At 72.0% G+C, this 17,539-nt stretch carries 10 protein-coding genes; 5 read left to right on the forward strand and 5 right to left on the reverse strand.

The genetic code is table 11. The annotated features are described in order from the left end of the window. Window positions 1–187: 187 nt before the first annotated feature. Complete coding sequence (gene glgX, locus OG897_RS18530) at window positions 188–2,320, forward strand: glycogen debranching protein GlgX (RefSeq protein WP_266658202.1); 2,133 nt, start codon at window positions 188–190, stop codon at window positions 2,318–2,320. On the opposite strand, the gene OG897_RS18535 is transcribed toward glgX, so the two are convergent. Continuing rightward, window positions 2,274–3,578 carry an MFS transporter gene (locus OG897_RS18535; protein ID WP_266658204.1) on the reverse strand — a complete coding sequence of 435 codons (1,305 nt, stop codon included), beginning with the start codon at window positions 3,576–3,578 and terminating at the stop codon, window positions 2,274–2,276. The genes glgX and OG897_RS18535 overlap by 47 nt on opposite strands. A gap of 90 nt (window positions 3,579–3,668) precedes the next feature. On the opposite strand from OG897_RS18535, the gene treY reads away from it, so the two are divergent. Continuing rightward, a complete protein-coding gene (gene treY, locus OG897_RS18540; RefSeq protein WP_266658206.1) occupies window positions 3,669–6,092 on the forward strand; it encodes a malto-oligosyltrehalose synthase in 2,424 nt (807 codons plus the stop codon). Between the two features lie 162 nt (window positions 6,093–6,254). Here treY and OG897_RS18545 read toward each other — a convergent pair whose 3' ends face one another. Both OG897_RS18545 and OG897_RS18550 read right to left on the reverse strand, forming a co-directional pair. After that, the gene (locus tag OG897_RS18545; protein WP_266658208.1) at window positions 6,255–6,692 is read right to left on the reverse strand and encodes an SSI family serine proteinase inhibitor; all 438 of its coding nucleotides are present in this window, start codon (window positions 6,690–6,692) and stop codon (window positions 6,255–6,257) included. A gap of 122 nt (window positions 6,693–6,814) precedes the next feature. After that, entirely contained in the window at window positions 6,815–7,363 is a 549-nt protein-coding gene (locus tag OG897_RS18550; RefSeq protein ID WP_266658210.1) for a DUF1707 and FHA domain-containing protein, read from the reverse strand. Between the two features lie 113 nt (window positions 7,364–7,476). On the opposite strand from OG897_RS18550, the gene OG897_RS18555 reads away from it, so the two are divergent. Continuing rightward, entirely contained in the window at window positions 7,477–8,421 is a 945-nt protein-coding gene (locus OG897_RS18555) for a GNAT family N-acetyltransferase (protein ID WP_266658211.1), read from the forward strand. A gap of 62 nt (window positions 8,422–8,483) precedes the next feature. Then, window positions 8,484–10,247 carry a malto-oligosyltrehalose trehalohydrolase gene (gene treZ, locus OG897_RS18560; RefSeq protein WP_266658213.1) on the forward strand — a complete coding sequence of 588 codons (1,764 nt, stop codon included), beginning with the start codon at window positions 8,484–8,486 and terminating at the stop codon, window positions 10,245–10,247. Window positions 10,248–10,339: 92 nt separating this feature from the next. Here the strand turns inward: treZ and OG897_RS18565 are convergent, their stop codons facing one another. Continuing rightward, window positions 10,340–11,440 carry a LacI family DNA-binding transcriptional regulator gene (locus OG897_RS18565; protein WP_266658215.1) on the reverse strand — a complete coding sequence of 367 codons (1,101 nt, stop codon included), beginning with the start codon at window positions 11,438–11,440 and terminating at the stop codon, window positions 10,340–10,342. Beyond that, on the reverse strand, window positions 11,437–15,873 hold the full coding sequence (locus OG897_RS18570) for an NEW3 domain-containing protein (protein WP_266658217.1): 4,437 nt from the start codon (window positions 15,871–15,873) through the stop codon (window positions 11,437–11,439). Before OG897_RS18570 ends, OG897_RS18565 begins: the two co-directional genes overlap by 4 nt. Before the next feature lie 231 nt (window positions 15,874–16,104). Between OG897_RS18570 and OG897_RS18575 the strand changes: the two genes are divergently transcribed. Beyond that, entirely contained in the window at window positions 16,105–17,451 is a 1,347-nt protein-coding gene (locus OG897_RS18575) for a sugar ABC transporter substrate-binding protein (RefSeq protein WP_266658219.1), read from the forward strand. The last annotated feature ends 88 nt before the right edge of the window (window positions 17,452–17,539 follow it).

A 17,539-nucleotide genomic window follows, 5' to 3' on the forward strand; every position in this document is an offset into this window, starting at 1 on the left:
TGTCCGCACGTTGTCCGGCCTCCGCCGACGATCAAGGAAGGGTACTCCGGGAGGGGCGGCCGGTGCAGCCGTTCCCCCAGACGGCCACAACCGCCCGGCGATCGGGCCGCATTGGGGCACGATTCGGGGGAAGATCTGACGCTACCGCACCACCTTGGCCGCCATCAGAAGTGGAAGAGTCGATCGCATGCAGGTCTGGCCGGGAGAGGCTTACCCCCTGGGCGCCACGTACGACGGCGCCGGAACGAACTTCGCGGTCTTCTCGGAGGCCGCCGAGCGCATCGAGCTGTGTCTGCTGCACGACGACGGTTCGGAGACCGCCGTCGAGCTGCGGGAGTCCGACGCGTTCGTACGGCACGCCTACCTGCCCGGCATCATGCCGGGCCAGCGCTACGGCTACCGCGTCCACGGCCCGTACGAGCCCGCCCGGGGGCTGCGCTCGAACTCGGCGAAGCTCCTGCTGGACCCGTACGCGAAGGCGATCAGCGGGGAGATCGAGTGGGGCGAGGCGGTGTACGGCTACCACTTCGGGAAGCCGGACTCGCGCAACGACCAGGACTCCGCGCCGCACACCATGACGTCGGTGGTGGTGAACCCGTACTTCGACTGGGGCGACGACCGGCCGCCCCGGACGGCGTACCACCACACCATCCTCTACGAGGCGCACGTCAAGGGCCTCACGATGCTGCACCCGGACCTCCCGGACGAGCTGCGCGGTTCGTACGGCGCCCTGGCGCATCCGGCGATCATCGACCACCTGGTGGAGCTGGGGGTGACCGCGCTGGAGCTGATGCCGGTGCACCAGTTCGTGAACGACCACCGGCTGGTCGACGCGGGCATGAACAACTACTGGGGCTACAACACGATCGGCTTCTTCGCCCCGCACAACAGCTACGCGTCCTGGGGCGACCGAGGCGAGCAGGTGCTGGAGTTCAAGACGGCGGTCAAGGCGCTGCACGAGGCGGGCATCGAGGTCATCCTCGACGTGGTCTACAACCACACGGCGGAGGGCAACCACCTGGGGCCCACACTGTCGTTCCGGGGCCTGGACAACGCCTCGTACTACCGGCTGGCGGACGACCCGAAGTACTACATGGACACCACCGGCACCGGGAACTCGCTGCTGATGCGCTCCCCCCACGTGCTCCAGCTGATCATGGACTCGCTGCGGTACTGGGTGACCGAGATGCGGGTGGACGGGTTCCGCTTCGACCTCGCGGCGACCCTCGCCCGGCAGTTCCACGAGGTGGACCGGCTGTCGTCGTTCTTCGACCTGGTGCAGCAGGACCCGGTCGTCAGCCAGGTGAAGCTGATCGCGGAGCCGTGGGACGTCGGCGAGGGCGGCTACCAGGTGGGCAACTTCCCGCCGCTGTGGACGGAGTGGAACGGCAAGTACCGCGACACCGTACGGGACATGTGGCGGGGCGAGCCGCAGACGATAGCGGAGTTCGCGGGCCGCCTGACGGGGTCCTCGGACCTCTACCAGGACGACGGGCGGCGGCCGCTCGCCTCCATCAACTTCACCACCTGCCACGACGGGTTCACCCTGCACGACCTGGTGGCGTACAACGACAAGCACAACACCGCCAACGGCGAGGGCAACCGGGACGGCGAGAGCCACAACCGGTCCTGGAACTGCGGTGCGGAGGGCCCCACCGACGACGGCGAGGTCCTGGCCCTGCGACAGCGGCAGATGCGCAACTTCGTGGCGACGCTGATGCTGTCCCAGGGGGTGCCGATGCTGAGCCACGGCGACGAGTTCGCCCGCACCCAGCACGGCAACAACAATGCCTACTGCCAGGACAACGAACTGTCCTGGGTGCCCTGGCCGGGGCCGGACGCCGACGGCAACAAGACGGAGGACGGCACCCTTCTGCTGTTCACCCGCGCCATGGTGGCGCTCAGGCGCGAGCATCCGGTGTTCCGGCGCAGGCGCTTCTTCCACGGGCGTCCGGTGCGCGGCACGCAGGACGAGCTCTCCGACATCGCGTGGTTCACCCCGGAGGGCGAGGAGATGACGCAGGAGGACTGGGAGGCCGCGCACGCCAAGGCGATCACGGTGTTCCTCAACGGGGAGGCGATCTCGGAGCCGGGCCCGCGCGGGGAGCGGATCACGGACGATTCCTTCCTGCTGATGTTCAACGCCAGTGCCGAGACCCTCGAATTCCGTGTTCCGCAGGACCACGGGGAGCAGTGGGAGGTCGTGGTGGACACCGCGCGGGAGGACGGGGTGCCGCCCGGCACCGGCGCGAAGGTCGACAAGGGCGAGCACCTCACGCTGATCGGCCGCTGCCTGACGGTGCTTCAGCGCCCCGCGTGACGGCTCCCCGCGCTGCGGTGCGCACCCGGCCGGTCCGGGGGCGCACCGCCCAGGAGAGGGCCGCGCACAGGACCGCCGCGCCGAGCACCACGGCGAAGGCGGCGGGCGGGCCGCTGGACTCGGCGAGCCGGCCGGAGAGCGCCAGGGCGAGGGCCTGACCGCCGACGATGCCGCTCATGAGGTACGCCATCGACTCGGCGAGCCTGGTGGCGGGCACGACGCGCTCGGTCAGCCCGAAGATCGTGATCATGTTGGGGGCGAGCGCGACGCCCAGGACGACCACGGCGACGTACAGCGGCCACAGCTGCGACACGAACAGGAGCGGCACCGAGAGCACCACCAGGGCCGCGGTGGCGATGCGCCAGCGGGTGCTCAGGGCGACGCTCGCGGGGACGGCGGCCATGGAGAACCCGGCGACGGCGCTCATGACGCCCATGGCGGCGTAGACCAGCCCCGCCTGCTCCGGCGTCCCGAGGTCCTCGGTGAGGGCGGTGATGCCCGCCTGGGACGCGCCGAACATGGCGCCCTGGAGGGCCATCGCGAGGCGCAGGGCGTACACCGAACCAGGCAGCCTCGTACGTTCGCCCGACGGGGTGCGCGCGGCGGGACGTAGCAGGGACGCCGTCGGATGCAGGGCGAACCACGTACCGCATACGGCGAGGAGTCCTGCGGCGGCGAGCAGTGCGGCGGCGGGGTGCGCGACGGCGACGGCGAGGCCCACGAGGGCGGGTCCCAGGACGAAGGTGACCTCGTCGAGGGTGCCCTCGAAGGAGAGCACCGTGCCGATGAGGCGCTCGTCGGCGTCCTCGCGACGGGCGAGCGCCAGGGTGCGGGTGCGCGACATCGGGCCGATCTGCGGCACGGACGCGCCCGCGACCACGGCGATCAGGGCGAGCGTCAGGGTGTCCGGGCGGGCGAGCGAGGCGAGCACCAGGGCGGTCACGGCGACGGCGTTGAGGAGGGTCGCGGATAGCACCACGACGCGCTGTCCGCGCCGGTCGGCGGCCCTGCCGAGCAGGGGTCCGCCGACGGTCTGTCCGGCCGCCAGGGCGCCGCCCACGAGTCCGGCGGTGGTCAGGCTGCCGCTGGTCTCGGCGACCAGCAGGAGGGTTCCCAACTGGCACATGGCCAGGGGCAGCCTGCCGAGGAAGGACACCAGGGGCAGTACAGGGCCGGTGAGCGCCATCGCCTCTTGATAGCTCTTCCGGTACGTCCGCAGAGCACCTGAACCTTCCCTCTTCTTCGGTGACTTGTTCATGGAAGCCATCAGGAGAAATTAGCTCCGTGCCCGCGAGCGGACGCATGGGCCGATGACACAGAAGCCCCGAATGCGGGTACGTACGTTCGCATGACGCCGACCTCCACCTACCGCCTTCAGCTGCAGCCCGACTTCCCCTTCTCGGCCGCCGAGGAAGCGGTGCCGTACCTGGCCGCCCTCGGGGTCTCGCACCTGCACCTGTCGCCGGTGCTGGAAGCAGTGCCCGGATCCCTGCACGGGTACGACGTGGTGGACCACGCGCGCGTGCGCGAAGAGCTGGGCGGCGAGGAGGGCCTGCGGGCGCTCTCCCGCACGGCCCGCGCGCACGGGCTCGGCCTGGTCCTGGACATCGTGCCCAACCACATGGCCGTGCCCGCGCCCGAGCACCTCAACGCGCCGCTGTGGGAGGTGCTCAGGGAGGGTCCGGCCTCCCGTTGCGCGAGCTGGTTCGACCTGGACTGGGAGGGCGGCGGCGGCAAGCTCCTGCTCCCCGTCCTGGGCGGCAGGCTCGGCGAGGAGATCGGGCACCTCCGGGTGGAGGGCGGGGTGCTGCGCTACTTCGACCACGCCTTCCCGCTGCGCGAGGGCACCGAGAAGCTTCCTCTGCCGGAGCTGCTCGACGCCCAGTGGTACCGGCTCGCCTGGTGGCGGCTGGCCCGCACGGAGCTCAACTACCGCCGCTTCTTCACCATCTCGGACCTCATCGGTGTGCGGGTCGAGGATCCCGAGGTGTTCGCCGCCTCGCACGCGAAGATCCTCCAGCTGGTGCGCGAGGGCGTCGTCGAGGGCCTGCGGATCGATCACCCGGACGGGCTGGCCGCGCCCGGCGACTACCTGCGACGGCTGGCGGACGCGACGGAGGCGGGCCGCGAGAGCGCGGAGGGCCAGGAGGAGCCGGAGAGCCCGGTGTGGACGGTGGTCGAGAAGATCCTCACCGGCGACGAGCGGCTGCCCGCCGACTGGCCGGTCGCGGGGACGACCGGCTACGACGCCCTGCACCGGATCGACGGACTGTTCAACGATCCCACGGGGGCCGACGAACTCACCGAGCTGTACCGGGCGTTCGCCGACCCGCCCGGCGACCGGGGCGGCTACTGGGCGGCGACAGTGCGCCGCGCCGCCCACCGGGTCCTCGCCCACGAACTGGCCGCCGAGACCGGCTTCCTGGTGCGTGCGGCGGGACGCATCTGCGCCGCCGACCCCGCCCTGCGGGACCACGCTCCCTGGGCACTGCACAGTGCCCTGCACGAGCTGTTGGTACGGATGCCCGTCTACCGCCCCTATGTGGCGGCGGGCGGCCCCACCCCCGAGGAGGCGGAGGCGACCCTGCCGCCGGAGGCGGTGCGCGAGGCGAAGGCGGCGTTCTCCGTGCCGGAGGAGGCCGCGGCGGTCGACGTCGTGCGCGAACTGGGGCTGGGGCGGCTGGGAGCGGGGCCCGACCACCAGGCTTTCTGCGTCAGGTTCGCGCAGACGGCGTCGGCGCTGCGCGCCAAGTCGGTGGAGGACACCGCGTTCTACCGCTACGCGCCGCTCCTCTCGGCGGCGGAGGTCGGCGGGGACCCGGGGCGGCCCGCCGTGTCCCCGGACGAGTTCCACGCGTTCTGTGCCCGCCTGGCCCGGGACTGGCCGGGCACCGGCACCGTACTGTCCACGCACGACACCAAGCGCAGCGCGGACGTACGGGCACGCCTGGCGGTGCTGACCGAGTGCCCGCAGCGGTGGGCGGGCCTGCTGCGGCGGTGGGCGCAGACGGCCGCGGCCCCGGACCCGCACGCCGCGTGGACGGCCTGGCAGACGGCTGCCGCCGTTCCCTACGCGGGACCGGACCGGCTGGTGCCCGCCCTGCTGAAGGCCGCCAGGGAGGCGGGGCTGCACACGAGCTGGACGGAGCAGGACGCGGGCTACGAGCAGGCCCTGGAGGCGTTCGTACGGTCAGGGCCGTGCGGGACCGCACAGTACGAACTGTCGCTGTTCTCACGGGAGCTGGCGCCCCACACGAGGGCGAACGTGCTGGGCGCCACGCTGGTGCACCTGACGATGCCGGGGGTGCCGGAGCTGTACCAGGGCACCGAGCGGGAGTACCTGGCGCTGGTCGACCCGGACAACCGGCGTCCCGTCGCCTTCGACGCGCGCACCCTCGCGGAGGCCCCTGCGGGCGTCACCCTGTCGCAGGAGAAGCTGGCCCTGACGACGACCGCCCTGGCGTTGCGCCGGGAGCGGCCCGAGGTCTTCGGGGAGTGCGCGACGTACACCCCCCTGTCCGCCACGGGGCAGGCGGCCAGGCACTGTGTCGCGTTCACCCGCTCCGGGGAGACGGTGACCGTGGTGACCCGGCTGTCGCTGCGGCTGGCGGAGGCGGGTGGCTGGCGGGACACCGTACTGACGCTGCCGGAGGGACGGTGGGCTGACCGGCTGCCGGGCGGGCGGGAGTTCGAGGGGGCGGTGCCTCTGGTGCGGCTGCTCGCGGAGCGGCCGGTGGCACTGTTGGTACGGGCGCCGGGTACAGCCACGTAGGAGTGCCGGGGTGCGGCCTCAGCGCCGTACGGGCGTCTCGTACGACGACGAGGAGGACGACGAGGAGGGCCCGGCCGACGAGGACGACGACGAGGGCCCGGCCGACGGTGGCGTGCCACGGATGGGTGGCGCACCACCGTGCCGTTCTGACAGCCAACCTTCCTACTGGCCGGCCAACGTGAAGACAAGCCCGGTGGACGCCTCCATGACACAGGCGTTGGGGTAGTTCTTGGCGAACACCATGCGGCGGCCGTCCCACCTGCCGTACGCCATGGCCGTCACCGGCTTGTAGATCATCGGGCAGGCGACGTCGGCGCGCTTGATCCTCGCGATGTCCCCGTCGACGGCGGCGAGCTGCTTGCAGGCGTTCTTCGCGTTCGGGTGGCCCGAGTTCTTCGCGGGCGGACACGTCAGCAGGGTGCCCGACAATTCGCTGACGACGTCCTCGCCCTGGATCACCGCGAGGTACATCCAGTTGTCCGGGTGCGCCTCCCGCGCGGTGGCCTGCTGGGCGGTCGCGCCGCCCGCCGAGGCGAGGAGGGCGGCGGTCGCGGCGGTCGCGACGAGGGTCTGGCGCACTGCGCTTCGTACTGCCGACATGGGCGTCACCGTTCTGTGCACGGGTGCGCGCGGACGGTCGTCCGCGCCGGTGCGTGCATCGGCACGGGGGCGGCCCGCGTTGACTCGTACTGGGCCGAACGGCCCACAGGAGCAGTCCCGCCTCAGGTCGCCGAGAGCCGGAAGGACATACGGCCGAAGCTGACCTGATCGCCGTCGTTGACGACCGCCGTGCCCGTCACCCGACGGCCGTTGACACAGGTGCCGTTGGTCGAGCCGAGGTCACGGAGAATCCACAGACCGCCCTGCCGGAGCAGTTCCGCATGCCGCCGGGAGACGGTCTCGTGGCTGAGCCGCAGCCCGTTGCCGATGTCCCGGCCGATCAGCAGCGGGGTGGGCCCGGGGGTGGGCAGCAGCAGTTTCGGCAGCCGTTCGGTCGTCCAGGCCCTGCGCAGCCGCACGGTGAAGGCGGAGGCGCGGCTCACCGCGCCGAACATCCGGCGGGCCCAGCGGCCGTCGGTGTCCAGGTCGGAGGTGAGCATCGCGAGGTCGGCGGACTGCCGGGCGGCGAGGGCCAGTTCCATCCGCTGGAGGAAGGTCTCGTGGGAGAGCTTGCCCTGGGCGGCGCCCTCGCGGAGCTGGGCCAGCGCACGGTCCCGTTCGGCGTCGGAGAGCCGCGCCGGGTAGGTGTGGGGCTCGTAGGGGGGCGTCACAGGAGGATTGTCGGGCCGAGGTGCCCGAGGTGTCCAGCAGGCCGGGGATTCTGGCATCGTGCACACATCAAAACCGTACTGATCTGCGACAACACTCTGCTCAAGGAGCGCTTTTGTCCGTAATACTCCGTCCCCTCGCAGGCCCCGAAGAGCTCGGACTGTTCCTCGGGCTCACCTACTCGCTCGACCACGAACTGGCCGACGACCTCGCCGGAGGCCGTCGACTGCCCTCGTGGATGTGGGTCGCCGAGCGCGGGGGCCGGGTGCTGGCCAGGGTCGCCTGGTGGACCGGGCAGCCCGGGGGCGCGCCGCAGGCTCTGGACTTCTTCGATCTGGACGACACGCTTCCGGAGCCGGAGCGCTCCGGCGTCGGGGCGGAGCTGCTGAAGCGGGCGGCGGCGGCCGTGCTGCCCGATGAGGTGTCCGCGTGGCCGGAGTACGGCCGCTTCGTACCCGGCGACTGGCACGAGGACGACGCCGTACGGGGCGCCGTCGAGGCCCGCATGAAGATCCTGGAGGCGACCGGGGCCCGGCTGCTGGTGGAACGCCTGCGGCTGGAGTGGCGTCCGGGGACGCCGGTCGCCGAGCCGTCGGGGCGGCTGGCCTTCCGGCCCGTGAAGGACCGCGAGGATCTGGTGGCGCTGATGACACCGGTGCTGGAGGGCACCCTCGACGCGCACGGCCAGGCCGACCTGGCGGGCGGGCTGAGCCCGCGCGAGGCCGCCGAACTGCACTACGACGAGGAGTTCGCGCACTTCACGACACCACGGAGCTGGTGGCGCGTCGCCGAACTCGCCGAGGGCGGCGCACCGGTGGGCTTCGTCGTCCCGGCCCGCAACAACTACCACCCGATCATCGCCTACATCGGGGTACTGCCCGCCCACCGGGGCAACGGTTACATCGACGAGATCCTCGCCGAGGGCACCCGTGTGCTCGCCGCCGAGGACGTGCCGCGCATCCGCGCCGCGACGGATCTCGGCAACGTACCGATGGCCGGGGCGTTCGCCCGCGCCGGTTACGTCACCTTCGAACGGGCACTCAATATGACCTGGGGCTGACCGAGCTCTCCCCCGGGCAGAGCCGTCCCCGTGCAGAGCTCGCCGACGAAGAGGGGCCGTCAGTGCTGTTCGAGGTGTGGGCGCCGCAAGCCGACGAACGGGTCACGCTGCACCTGCCCGAAGCGGCTGTGCAGACGTACGCCATGGAGCGCGACCGGGATCGGGCGGGCTGGTGGACGGTACGGGCGGAGGCCGGGCACGGCAGCCCGTACGGCTTCTCCCTGGACGGCGGGCCGGTCCGCCCCGATCCCCGCTCGCGCCGCCAGCCGGAGGGGCCCGACGGGCCCAGTGCCGTCGTGGACCACGACGCGTACGAGTGGGCGCGGGAGTGGGAGGGGCGGTCGCTGTCGGGTGCGGTGCTCTACGAGCTGCACATCGGCACGTACACCCCCGAAGGCACCTTCGACGCGGCGGCGAAGAGGCTCGCGCATCTGGTGGAGCTCGGGATCACCCATGTCGAGCTGATGCCGGTGTGTCCGTTCCCGGGGACGCACGGGTGGGGGTACGAGGGGGTGTCGCTGTGGGCGGTGCACGAGCCGTACGGCGGTCCGGACGGGCTGAAGCGGTTCGTCGACGCGGCGCACGCGGCGGGGCTCGGGGTCGTCCTGGACGTGGTGCACAACCACCTCGGCCCGTCCGGCAACCACCTGCCGCTGTTCGGCCCGTACTTCACCCAGACGCACCACACCCCGTGGGGTTCGGCGGTGAACCTGGACGCGCCGGGCTCCGACGAGGTGCGCGCGTACTTGCGCGAGAGCGCCCTGTCCTGGTTGCGGGACTACCGGATCGACGGGCTGCGGCTGGACGCCGTGCACGCGCTCGCCGACACCAGGGCGCTGCACTTCCTGGAGGAGCTGTCGGCCGCCGTGGACGCCCAGGCGGCGGAGGCGGGCCGCCCGATGTTCCTGATCGCCGAGTCCGACCAGGGCGACCCGCGCACCACCACCCCTCGTACGGCGGGCGGGCTCGGCCTGCACACACAGTGGAACGACGACTTCCACCACGCCCTGCACACCGCCCTGACCGGCGAGTCCCAGGGGTACTACGCGGACTTCGCGCGCGCACCACTGGAGGCGCTCGCGAAGACCCTCACGCGGGTGTTCTTCCACGACGGCACGTACTCGTCCTTCCGGGGGCGTACGCACGGGCGCCCGGTGGACCGCACGACGACGTCCGCGCACCGCTTCCTCGGGTACGCGCAGACGCACGACCAGATCGGCAACAGGGCCCTGGGCGACCGGCTGTCCTCTTCGCTCTCCCCCGGGCTGCTGGCGTGCGCCGCGGCGCTCGTGCTGACGAGCCCGTTCACGCCGATGCTGTTCATGGGCGAGGAGTGGGGTGCGCGCACGCCCTGGCAGTTCTTCACCGACCACACCGATCCGGAGCTGGCCGAGGCGGTGAGGACCGGCCGCAGGCGGGAGTTCGCGGCGCACGGCTGGGCGGCGGAGGACATCCCGGACCCCCAGGACCCGCGCACCCGGGAGCGCTCCTGCCTGGACTGGTCGGAGCCGGACCGTGAGCCGCACGCCCGCCTGCTCGCCTGGTACCGGGAGCTGATCGCCCTGCGCCGCACGCACCCGGACCTGTCCGACCCGGACCTGGCGGCGGTACGGGTCGCCCACGCGGCGCACGGGGCGGGGCGCTGGATCGCGTACCGCAGGGGTGATGTGCGGGTGGCGGTGAACCTGGCACAGGACCCGGCGACCATCGGGCTGGGCCGCAACGGGCGCACCAGGGTGCTGGCGGCGTGGGAGCCGGTGGAGGCGCCGAAGCGGGACGGGGTGCTGGTGCTGCCTGCGCAGGCGTGCGTGGTGCTGGGGAGTTGACCAACCGGGCGCGTGCGCCCGGTGCCGCCTCACAGAGCCCGGTGCCGCCTCGAAGAAGGGTGCCGCCTCAGAGAGAGGCGACACCCCGCAGGTCACCCCTGGTGCGGCGGCGGCCCCGTGCTCTCCCTGGGTTCCAGGTGCGGCAGTTCGCCCTGGAGGCTGCGTACGGGTGAGCCGTCGAGGACCGCGAGGAGCTCCTGTGCGGCGAGGCGGCCGAAGCCCGGGGTGTCGCGCACCAGGGCGGTCAGCCGGGGGTGGGTGACCCGGCAGAGCGCCGAGTCGTCCCACGCGACGATGGACAGCTCACCGGGCACGGAGACGCCGCGTCCGGCGGCCACGGAGGCACCGGCGACGGCCATCACGTCGTTGTCGTAGACGATTGCCGTGGGGCGGGTGCGCGGCGGCTCGTCGAGGATGCGGCGGGTGGCCTCGGCGCCCTCCGCGTCGGAGTAGTCGGTGGCCACCGAGCGCACCTCGTCCGGTGTGAGGTCGCGGCGGGCCGCCTCCGCGCGCAGCGACACGATGCGCCGCTCCGTGTGCGCGAGGCCGCGCATTCCGGCGACGTGGACGATGCGGCGGTGTCCGAGGGAGTGCAGGTGGTCCAGTACGGAGGCCATGGCGCCCGCGTCGTCCGCCCACACGTTGGAGACGGGCAGGGGCGTCTGCGCGCGGTGGGCGTCGGCCTCCAGGCCGCCGATGACGACGGCGGGCAGCCCCAGGGAGGCCAGCAGGGCGGGGCGCGGGTCGTCGACCCTGGGGTCGACCACCAGGACGCCGTCGACGCGCCGTTCGGCCCACCAGCGGCGCAGGACGGCCAGTTCCGTGTCGAGGTCCTCCACCACCTGGAAGAGCAGTGCCACCTGACGGGACGACAGCGCCTCCTGGATGCCGGAGACGAGCTGGAGGAAGAACGATTCGACGCCCAGGGTGTGCGCGGGGCGGGCGAGCACCAGTCCGGCGCACCCGGAGCGTTCGCCGGAGAGCGCGCGGGCGGCGCTGTTGGCCTGCCAGCCGAGTTCCTCGGCGACCCTGCGCACCCTTTCGCGCGTGCCGGGCGAGACGCCCGGACGGTCGTTGAGGGCGAAGGACACGGCGCTCTCGGAGACTCCGGCGCGGCGGGCGACGTCCTTCATGGTGGGCCTGCGCGAGGGACGGGGCCGGATGCCGTCACCGGACGCGGCAGCAGAGGTCATGGGGCGGGGGTCCTCTCGGGGGCGCGGGTCTGTGCAGGGGATTCGGGGGCGTGTGCAGGGGGTTCGGGGGCGTGTGCAGGGGGTTCGGGGCTCGGTGCAGACGGTTCTGGATGCGGCGGAAGAGGTTCTTCCACCCGTACGTCGACGGCCGCGCTGTACGCGACGCGGCCCTGTCCGACCGCCTTGACCAGCACCCAGTACGTGCCGGGTGCGGTGTCGACGGGAGGGTGCAGGGTGAAGCGGGCCTCGGCCGTGCCGTCCGCCGGGACGTCGACGACGCACGAGCGGGGACCGGCCAACTGCCAACCACCGTACGGGGACACCAGGATGGCTTCGCAGCGGACGGCGCCGCGCAGGGTGTTCGACAGGTGGACGGGCAGGGGGGTGCTCGCCCCTGCGGCGATGCGGACGGGCCCCTCGGGCACTGTCACGGTGATGCCCGGCACGGACGGGTCATGGCCCGCGACGGTGACGGTGAGGCTGTCCTCCACGGCGGTGCCGTCCTGGAACTCGGCCGTCACCCGCACCAGGTGGTCGCCCGGTGCGGCCTCTTGAGGCGGCCGCACCGAGAACGGCAGGCGCACGTGGCCGCCCGCCTCCAGGGTGACCGTTTCCCGGGTCAAGGAGGTCACCCAGCCGGAGGGCGCGTGCACGGTCACGGCTGCTTCGCCCGCGGGGCCGCCTGAGGCGACCGTCACCTCCGAAGGCGTGACCGTCACCGCGTACGGTGCGTCGCCCAGCGGTGCGGTGCCGGTGTTGTGCAGCCAGTACCGGCTGAAGCCCGGCCGCGCCGCCTCCTGGTGCGCGACGGTGGGGCGCGGGCCGTCCGGGAGGGTGAGGTGCAGGGTCGTCCACTGATTCCCGCCGAGTGTCATCGCGTACGCACCACCGCCGTACGCCCCGCCGTCGTACGCACCACCACCGCGCGCACCGCCGCCGCACGCACCGTCGTCGTACGCCCCTTCGCCGGGCTCCGCCGCGAGCGTCTCGTGCGGTACGTCGAGGAGGTCGGCCCGTGCTGCGGCGGCCACCGGGAAGGGCGCGCGCACGAAGCCCGTGGTGGTACGCCCCCGCGCCTCCCTGAGTCGTACGGCGACGCCTCCGTCGGCCGTGCGCTTCACGGTCTCGGCCATCAGACCCTCCACGGCCAGGAAGCGCTCCGCGCCGGGTGCCGTGGAGGTCACCCGGGCCGTCATCGGCGCGTTGAACTCCCGCCCCCTGCGCACCAGGTCAAGGTCCCGCCAGTCCCCCGCCCCCGACAGCAGGGCGTGCGCGAATTCGTGCGTCCAGTGCTGGAGCTGGAAGGAGCTGCCGTCGGGGGCGGTACGGCGCGGCGGGTCCATCCACGCGCCGCTGGGCCTCCCGGTGCACGACCGCAGCAGTGAGCTGTGCAGCCGCCCCCGGGTGTCCACCGCGCACCCTGGAGTGCCGCGCACCAGCAGGGCGACCGTACGGTCCTCGAAGTCGGCGTGCTCCTGCGCCCCTTCTGTGGGCAGAGGGTGCAGCCCTTCTATGAGGTGCTCGCGTACGACAGTGTCTGTGAACTCCGCGAGGGAACCCGTGAGCACCAGCACCGGAAGGTCCCGCACGCCCGTCAGGTCGCACCCGGGCAGCCAGGTCTCGCGCAACGGCCGGAGCGCGGGCACCCACACCACCGGGGCGCCGCCCTTCACGGCGTCCGTGTACACGGGGTCGGCGGCGGCCAGCACGCCGGCGGTGAAGGCGTTGGCGTCCGGTCCCCCCAGGGCGAGCCGGAAGTCGGGCAGGCTGCTGTCGACCGCGAGGTCGCCCCAGCGGGGCCCGTGGGACCGTGTCGGTGTCGTCGTGACGCCGAGCGCCCCCAAGGCCGTGACGCACTCCCGCAGCCCCTCCGGCGGCCCCGCGTCGGGCAGCACGATCTCGCCCGCACCCAGCGTCCGTACGCCCGCCGGTGTGCCGTCGGGGCCCGTCAGCGACGCCCTGGTCATGGACGTAAGACCGAACCAGTTCAGGCAGGGGGTGTCGAGCGTCCACGGGGCCCGGGTGTGGTCGACGCCCGTGTCGGCCTCGGGGAAGGCGAAGCCACGCCCCACCGCAGCCGTGGCCGTCTCCGCGACGGGCTGCGCCCCCGGCACGTCGACGGGCACACGCAGCCGTACGAGCTGGTCGCTGCCCGCGAAGCCGTCGATCCGCGTGGCCAGTTCCACCCTGTCCACGCCGTCCCACAGGGTGGTCGTACGGGTCCACGCCACGGGCCCGGTACGCCCCGAGGCCACGATCCGCACGCCGATCGGGCACCGCTCCACGCGCACCGAGTCGGCGGGCGCGGACTCCGACGACTCCCCCGGCCCCTTGGGCAGCAGGTGCCAGGGCCCCTCCTCGAAGAACGGATGGGCGGGATACTCGTCCTGGACGACGAGAGCGTCCACCTCGCCCGCCGCCAACAGCTCACGCCCGTCGGCGAGTTGCGTGACACGGCACAGGCCGCCCCCGCGCGCGGGATCGGCCTCGACCTCGTACAGCCCGTTCCTCACGACGGGCGCGGCACCGGTCTCGACGGTCCATCCCTCGGACATCCCTGTCTCACCCGACGTCACCGACCAGGTCCGCTGCCCGAGCCCCGGCACGTCGGCCGCCAAGAACGCGATGGTCACCGCGCCCTCCGCGGACACCCCTTCCACCAGCACCGGAACGAGCGCGCCCGTCTCGTCCCGTACGGCCAACGATCCCGCGCGTGCGGCCAGTCCGGGAAGCTCCACCCTGACGACGTCGGTCCGGTTCCACGACAGCGCGTTGACGACGGTCACCGAAGACCCGACCGCCTCCCCCACCAAGGCGTCCAACGCCGATTCCCTTACCCCCGAGGCGAGTTCGTACGCCTCGCGCCAGGTCGGCAGCAGGTCCAGGTACACCTGGTCGGAGAAGGTCCCGGTGACCGCGTCGTGGTGGGCCGCGTGCAGCAGGTGCCGCCAGGACTTGTCGAGGGCGGCCTGCGGGTAGCGGAAGCGACCGTGCGCGTACGCGAGGGCGGCGAGGGTCTCGGCCTCCTGGACCAGGTTCTCGGCGGCTCGGTGGGCCTGTTTCACGTCCGCGTACGAGACGTCCTTGCCCGTGTAGACCGGGCCCATTTCGCGCGTCACCGGGAGTGGAGACTCCCCCCGGCCCGCCAACTCGTCCCGCACTGCTGCGAAATGGTCGCGCGGGGTCGCGTGCTCCAGCTTCGGCCAGGTGTAGCGCGCGGTCCACTCCCGTTGGACGGCGAGCCCCCACGGGTGCGGCCAGGAGAAGTCCGTGCCCATCGGGATGAGGACGTTGCGGGTGGTGGCGGACTGCCGGAGCAGTTCGAAGAGTTCGAGGATCTTCGCGGCGGCGGCCTCCGCGTCGGGTTCGGCGTGCGAGAACCAGCCCGCCGAGTAGTGCGCGGGCAGGTAGTGCAGCAGCAGCCCGGGGCCGCCGCCGGGGCCGATCCACTCGTATTCGCTGGGGAGTTGCATGGCGGTCGGGGGCCGCAGCGCCGCACCCCAGGTGTCCATCATCGGACCCCACTGGTGGTACGGGCCCCGGGCGAGGACCGCCGAGTCGAGGCCCGCGCCGGCCATCAGGGAGGGGAAGCCGGGGTCGTGGCCGAAGACGTCGAGCTGCCAGGCCGTCCGGGGGTCGGAGCCCAGGACGTCGCGGTGGAAGCGGAGTCCGTGCAGGGCGCTGCGGACGGTGGTCTCGGCGGAGGTGAGGTTGGTGGAGGGCTCGTTGTAGGTGCCGCCGACGATCTCCAGGCGGCCTTCGGTGATCAACTGCCGCATCTCGTCCCGGTATTCGGGATGCGTGTCCCAGAACGGCTTGAGGTAGTCGATCTCGGAGAGGACGAAGCGGTACGCGGGGTCGTCGCGCGCCTGCTGGAGGTGCAGCGGTACGAGGGTGAAGGCGGGCACCCCGGCGTACTCCCAGCCCTTCTCCGGTTCGCCGTCCCGCACGGGGGCGTCCCACTGGGAGGTGTAGGCGGCCTGGGTGTTCCACCAGAGCGGGTCGTAGTGGAAGTGCGGGACCAGGCGGACCGTCCAGCCGGGTTCGGCGGCGAGCAGTTCGCAGGGGCGGGAGGCGAGGAGGAGACCGCCCGGGGTGGTAACGCGGACGGTGGCGGGCAGGCGGGTGCCGGGGGCCGCACCGCCCAGGTCGACGGAGACCTCGACGGTTTCATCCCGGGCGACGCCACCGCGATCGGCGCTCAGTTCGGACGCCGCGTCGACTCCCGCGTAAGCCTCCACGGAGTCCGCGCGCAGCCAGCGGGGGTGCTCCGTCTCGACCTGCGGTCCGGCGAGTGAGACGACGAGGGGCCCGACCGGGCGGCTCCGGCGCACTCCCACCCGTACCACCTGTGACGGACGCTCCTCGGGGCCGGTGAAGAGACTCGGGGTCTCCACCCCGGTGACCGTCACTCCGGTGTGCACGTCGTCCACCCGATCTCCCCACCTCCGGCTGCCATCAAGCGAGTAGCAGCTAAACCGCATTAGCGCGACGAAGCATTACCGCGCGCATTGTGTGGTGTCAACTCCCCACTCAACCGCTTTAGTCCAGCTCACAGCCGTTCAAAAAACAATGCTGGCCTACCTGTTGACGAATGTCTTCCGCCGACCCATCGTGTGTCTCGCAATCCGGCAGCGCGGCCGGTGCGAAGAGGAGGAACGACGATGTCCCGTGGGCGCCCGTCCCGCATCTCCATCGCCACCGCCATGGCGGCAACCCTGCTGTCCACCGCCGCCTGCGGTGTGGGCGGCAGCGGCAATGACAACGATGCCAAGCAGCCCGAGAAGTCGGGCAAGGTGTCCGGCGAGATCAGCTTCCGCACGCTCCAGCTCAAGCCGACCTTCACCACGTACGTCCAGGGCGTGATCGACGCGTTCGAGAAGAAGTACCCGGACGTCAAGGTGAAGTGGGAGGACGTACCGGGCGAGGGTTACAACGAGAAGCTCGTCGCGGACGCCCAGGCCGGCGCTCTGCCGGACGTCGTCAACCTCAACACGGACTCCTTCCAGCTCCTCGCGGACCGGGGCATGCTGGCGGACGTGGCCAAGCTCGACCCGGCGGTGCAGAAGGACTACGTGCCGGGCGCCTGGGACCAGTACAAGCTCCCCTCGAAGCCGGGCGTGTTCGCTTACCCGTGGTACGTGACGCCGGAGATCCTGACGTACAACAAGGACCTCTTCGCCAGGTCGGGTCTCGACGTGGACAAGCCGCCGACGACCGTCGAGGAGTTCTTCGACTACGCGGAGAAGATCACCGAGAAGTCCGGCGGCAAGTACGCCGCGTTCATGGCCGATCCGAAGTCGCGGCTGCCCGGAGACTGGCAGAAGATGGGCGTTCCGGTCCTCAGCGCGAAGAAGGACGCCTTCACCTTCAACACGCCGAAGGCCGTCGAGTGGGTCGAGCGGATGAAGGAGCTGTACGCCAAGGGCGCGATGCCCAAGGAGTCGCTCACCAAGTCCGACGACACCAGCCAGCTGTACGGCGCGGACAAGCTCGTCTTCGGTCCGGGCTCGCCCGGCTTCATCCGGGACGTCAAGGCGAACGCGCCCAAGGTGTACGCGAAGACGCAGGTGCAGAAGGCGGTCACCGGGGTCCTCGGCCACATCGGCATCTACACGCAGTCGCTGGGAGTCCGCAAGGACACCAAGTCCCCCGACGCCGCTGCCGAGTTCGCGAAGTGGGTGACGAACGGGCCGAACCAGGTCGCCTTCTCCAAGGAGGTCGCGATCTACCCCTCGAACGCGAAGGGGCTGGCCGACCCGTACTTCTCCGACAAGGGCGACGGCAAGGACCCGGAGACCCTGGCGCGGGCCCTCGGCGCGGAGGAGCTGAAGGAGGCACAGCTCGACGCGAACACCCCGGTCGAGTGGACCAGCCAGATCGGTGACGCGGTGGTCCGCGAGATGCAGAAGGCCATCAAGGGCGAGGTCGACGCGAAGACCGCGCTGACGAAGGCACAGGAAGAAGCGAACAAGATCCTGGCCCAGCAGGCCCAGCAGAAGAAGAAGTAGGCGACGGGCACGTGTCACAGATGACCGGCACCGGCCGGGACACCGACCCCCGCGCGGAGGACGCCGCGCGGGGCGGCGACCCGGTCCC

The sequence above is a fragment of the Streptomyces sp. NBC_00237 genome (assembly GCF_026342435.1).
Lineage (GTDB): Bacteria > Actinomycetota > Actinomycetes > Streptomycetales > Streptomycetaceae > Streptomyces.

What these genes read in the sequence shown, in the direction of transcription:
- OG897_RS18565 (WP_266658215.1), bottom strand. Translation starts at nt 11,440, where the DNA reads ATGACCTCTGCTGCCGCGTCCGGTGACGGCATCCGGCCCCGTCCCTCG.
- OG897_RS18575 (WP_266658219.1), top strand. Translation starts at nt 16,105, where the DNA reads ATGTCCCGTGGGCGCCCGTCCCGCATCTCCATCGCCACCGCCATGGCG.
- treY (WP_266658206.1), top strand. Translation starts at nt 3,669, where the DNA reads ATGACGCCGACCTCCACCTACCGCCTTCAGCTGCAGCCCGACTTCCCC.
- OG897_RS18545 (WP_266658208.1), bottom strand. Translation starts at nt 6,692, where the DNA reads ATGTCGGCAGTACGAAGCGCAGTGCGCCAGACCCTCGTCGCGACCGCC.
- glgX (WP_266658202.1), top strand. Translation starts at nt 188, where the DNA reads ATGCAGGTCTGGCCGGGAGAGGCTTACCCCCTGGGCGCCACGTACGAC.
- OG897_RS18535 (WP_266658204.1), bottom strand. Translation starts at nt 3,578, where the DNA reads ATGAACAAGTCACCGAAGAAGAGGGAAGGTTCAGGTGCTCTGCGGACG.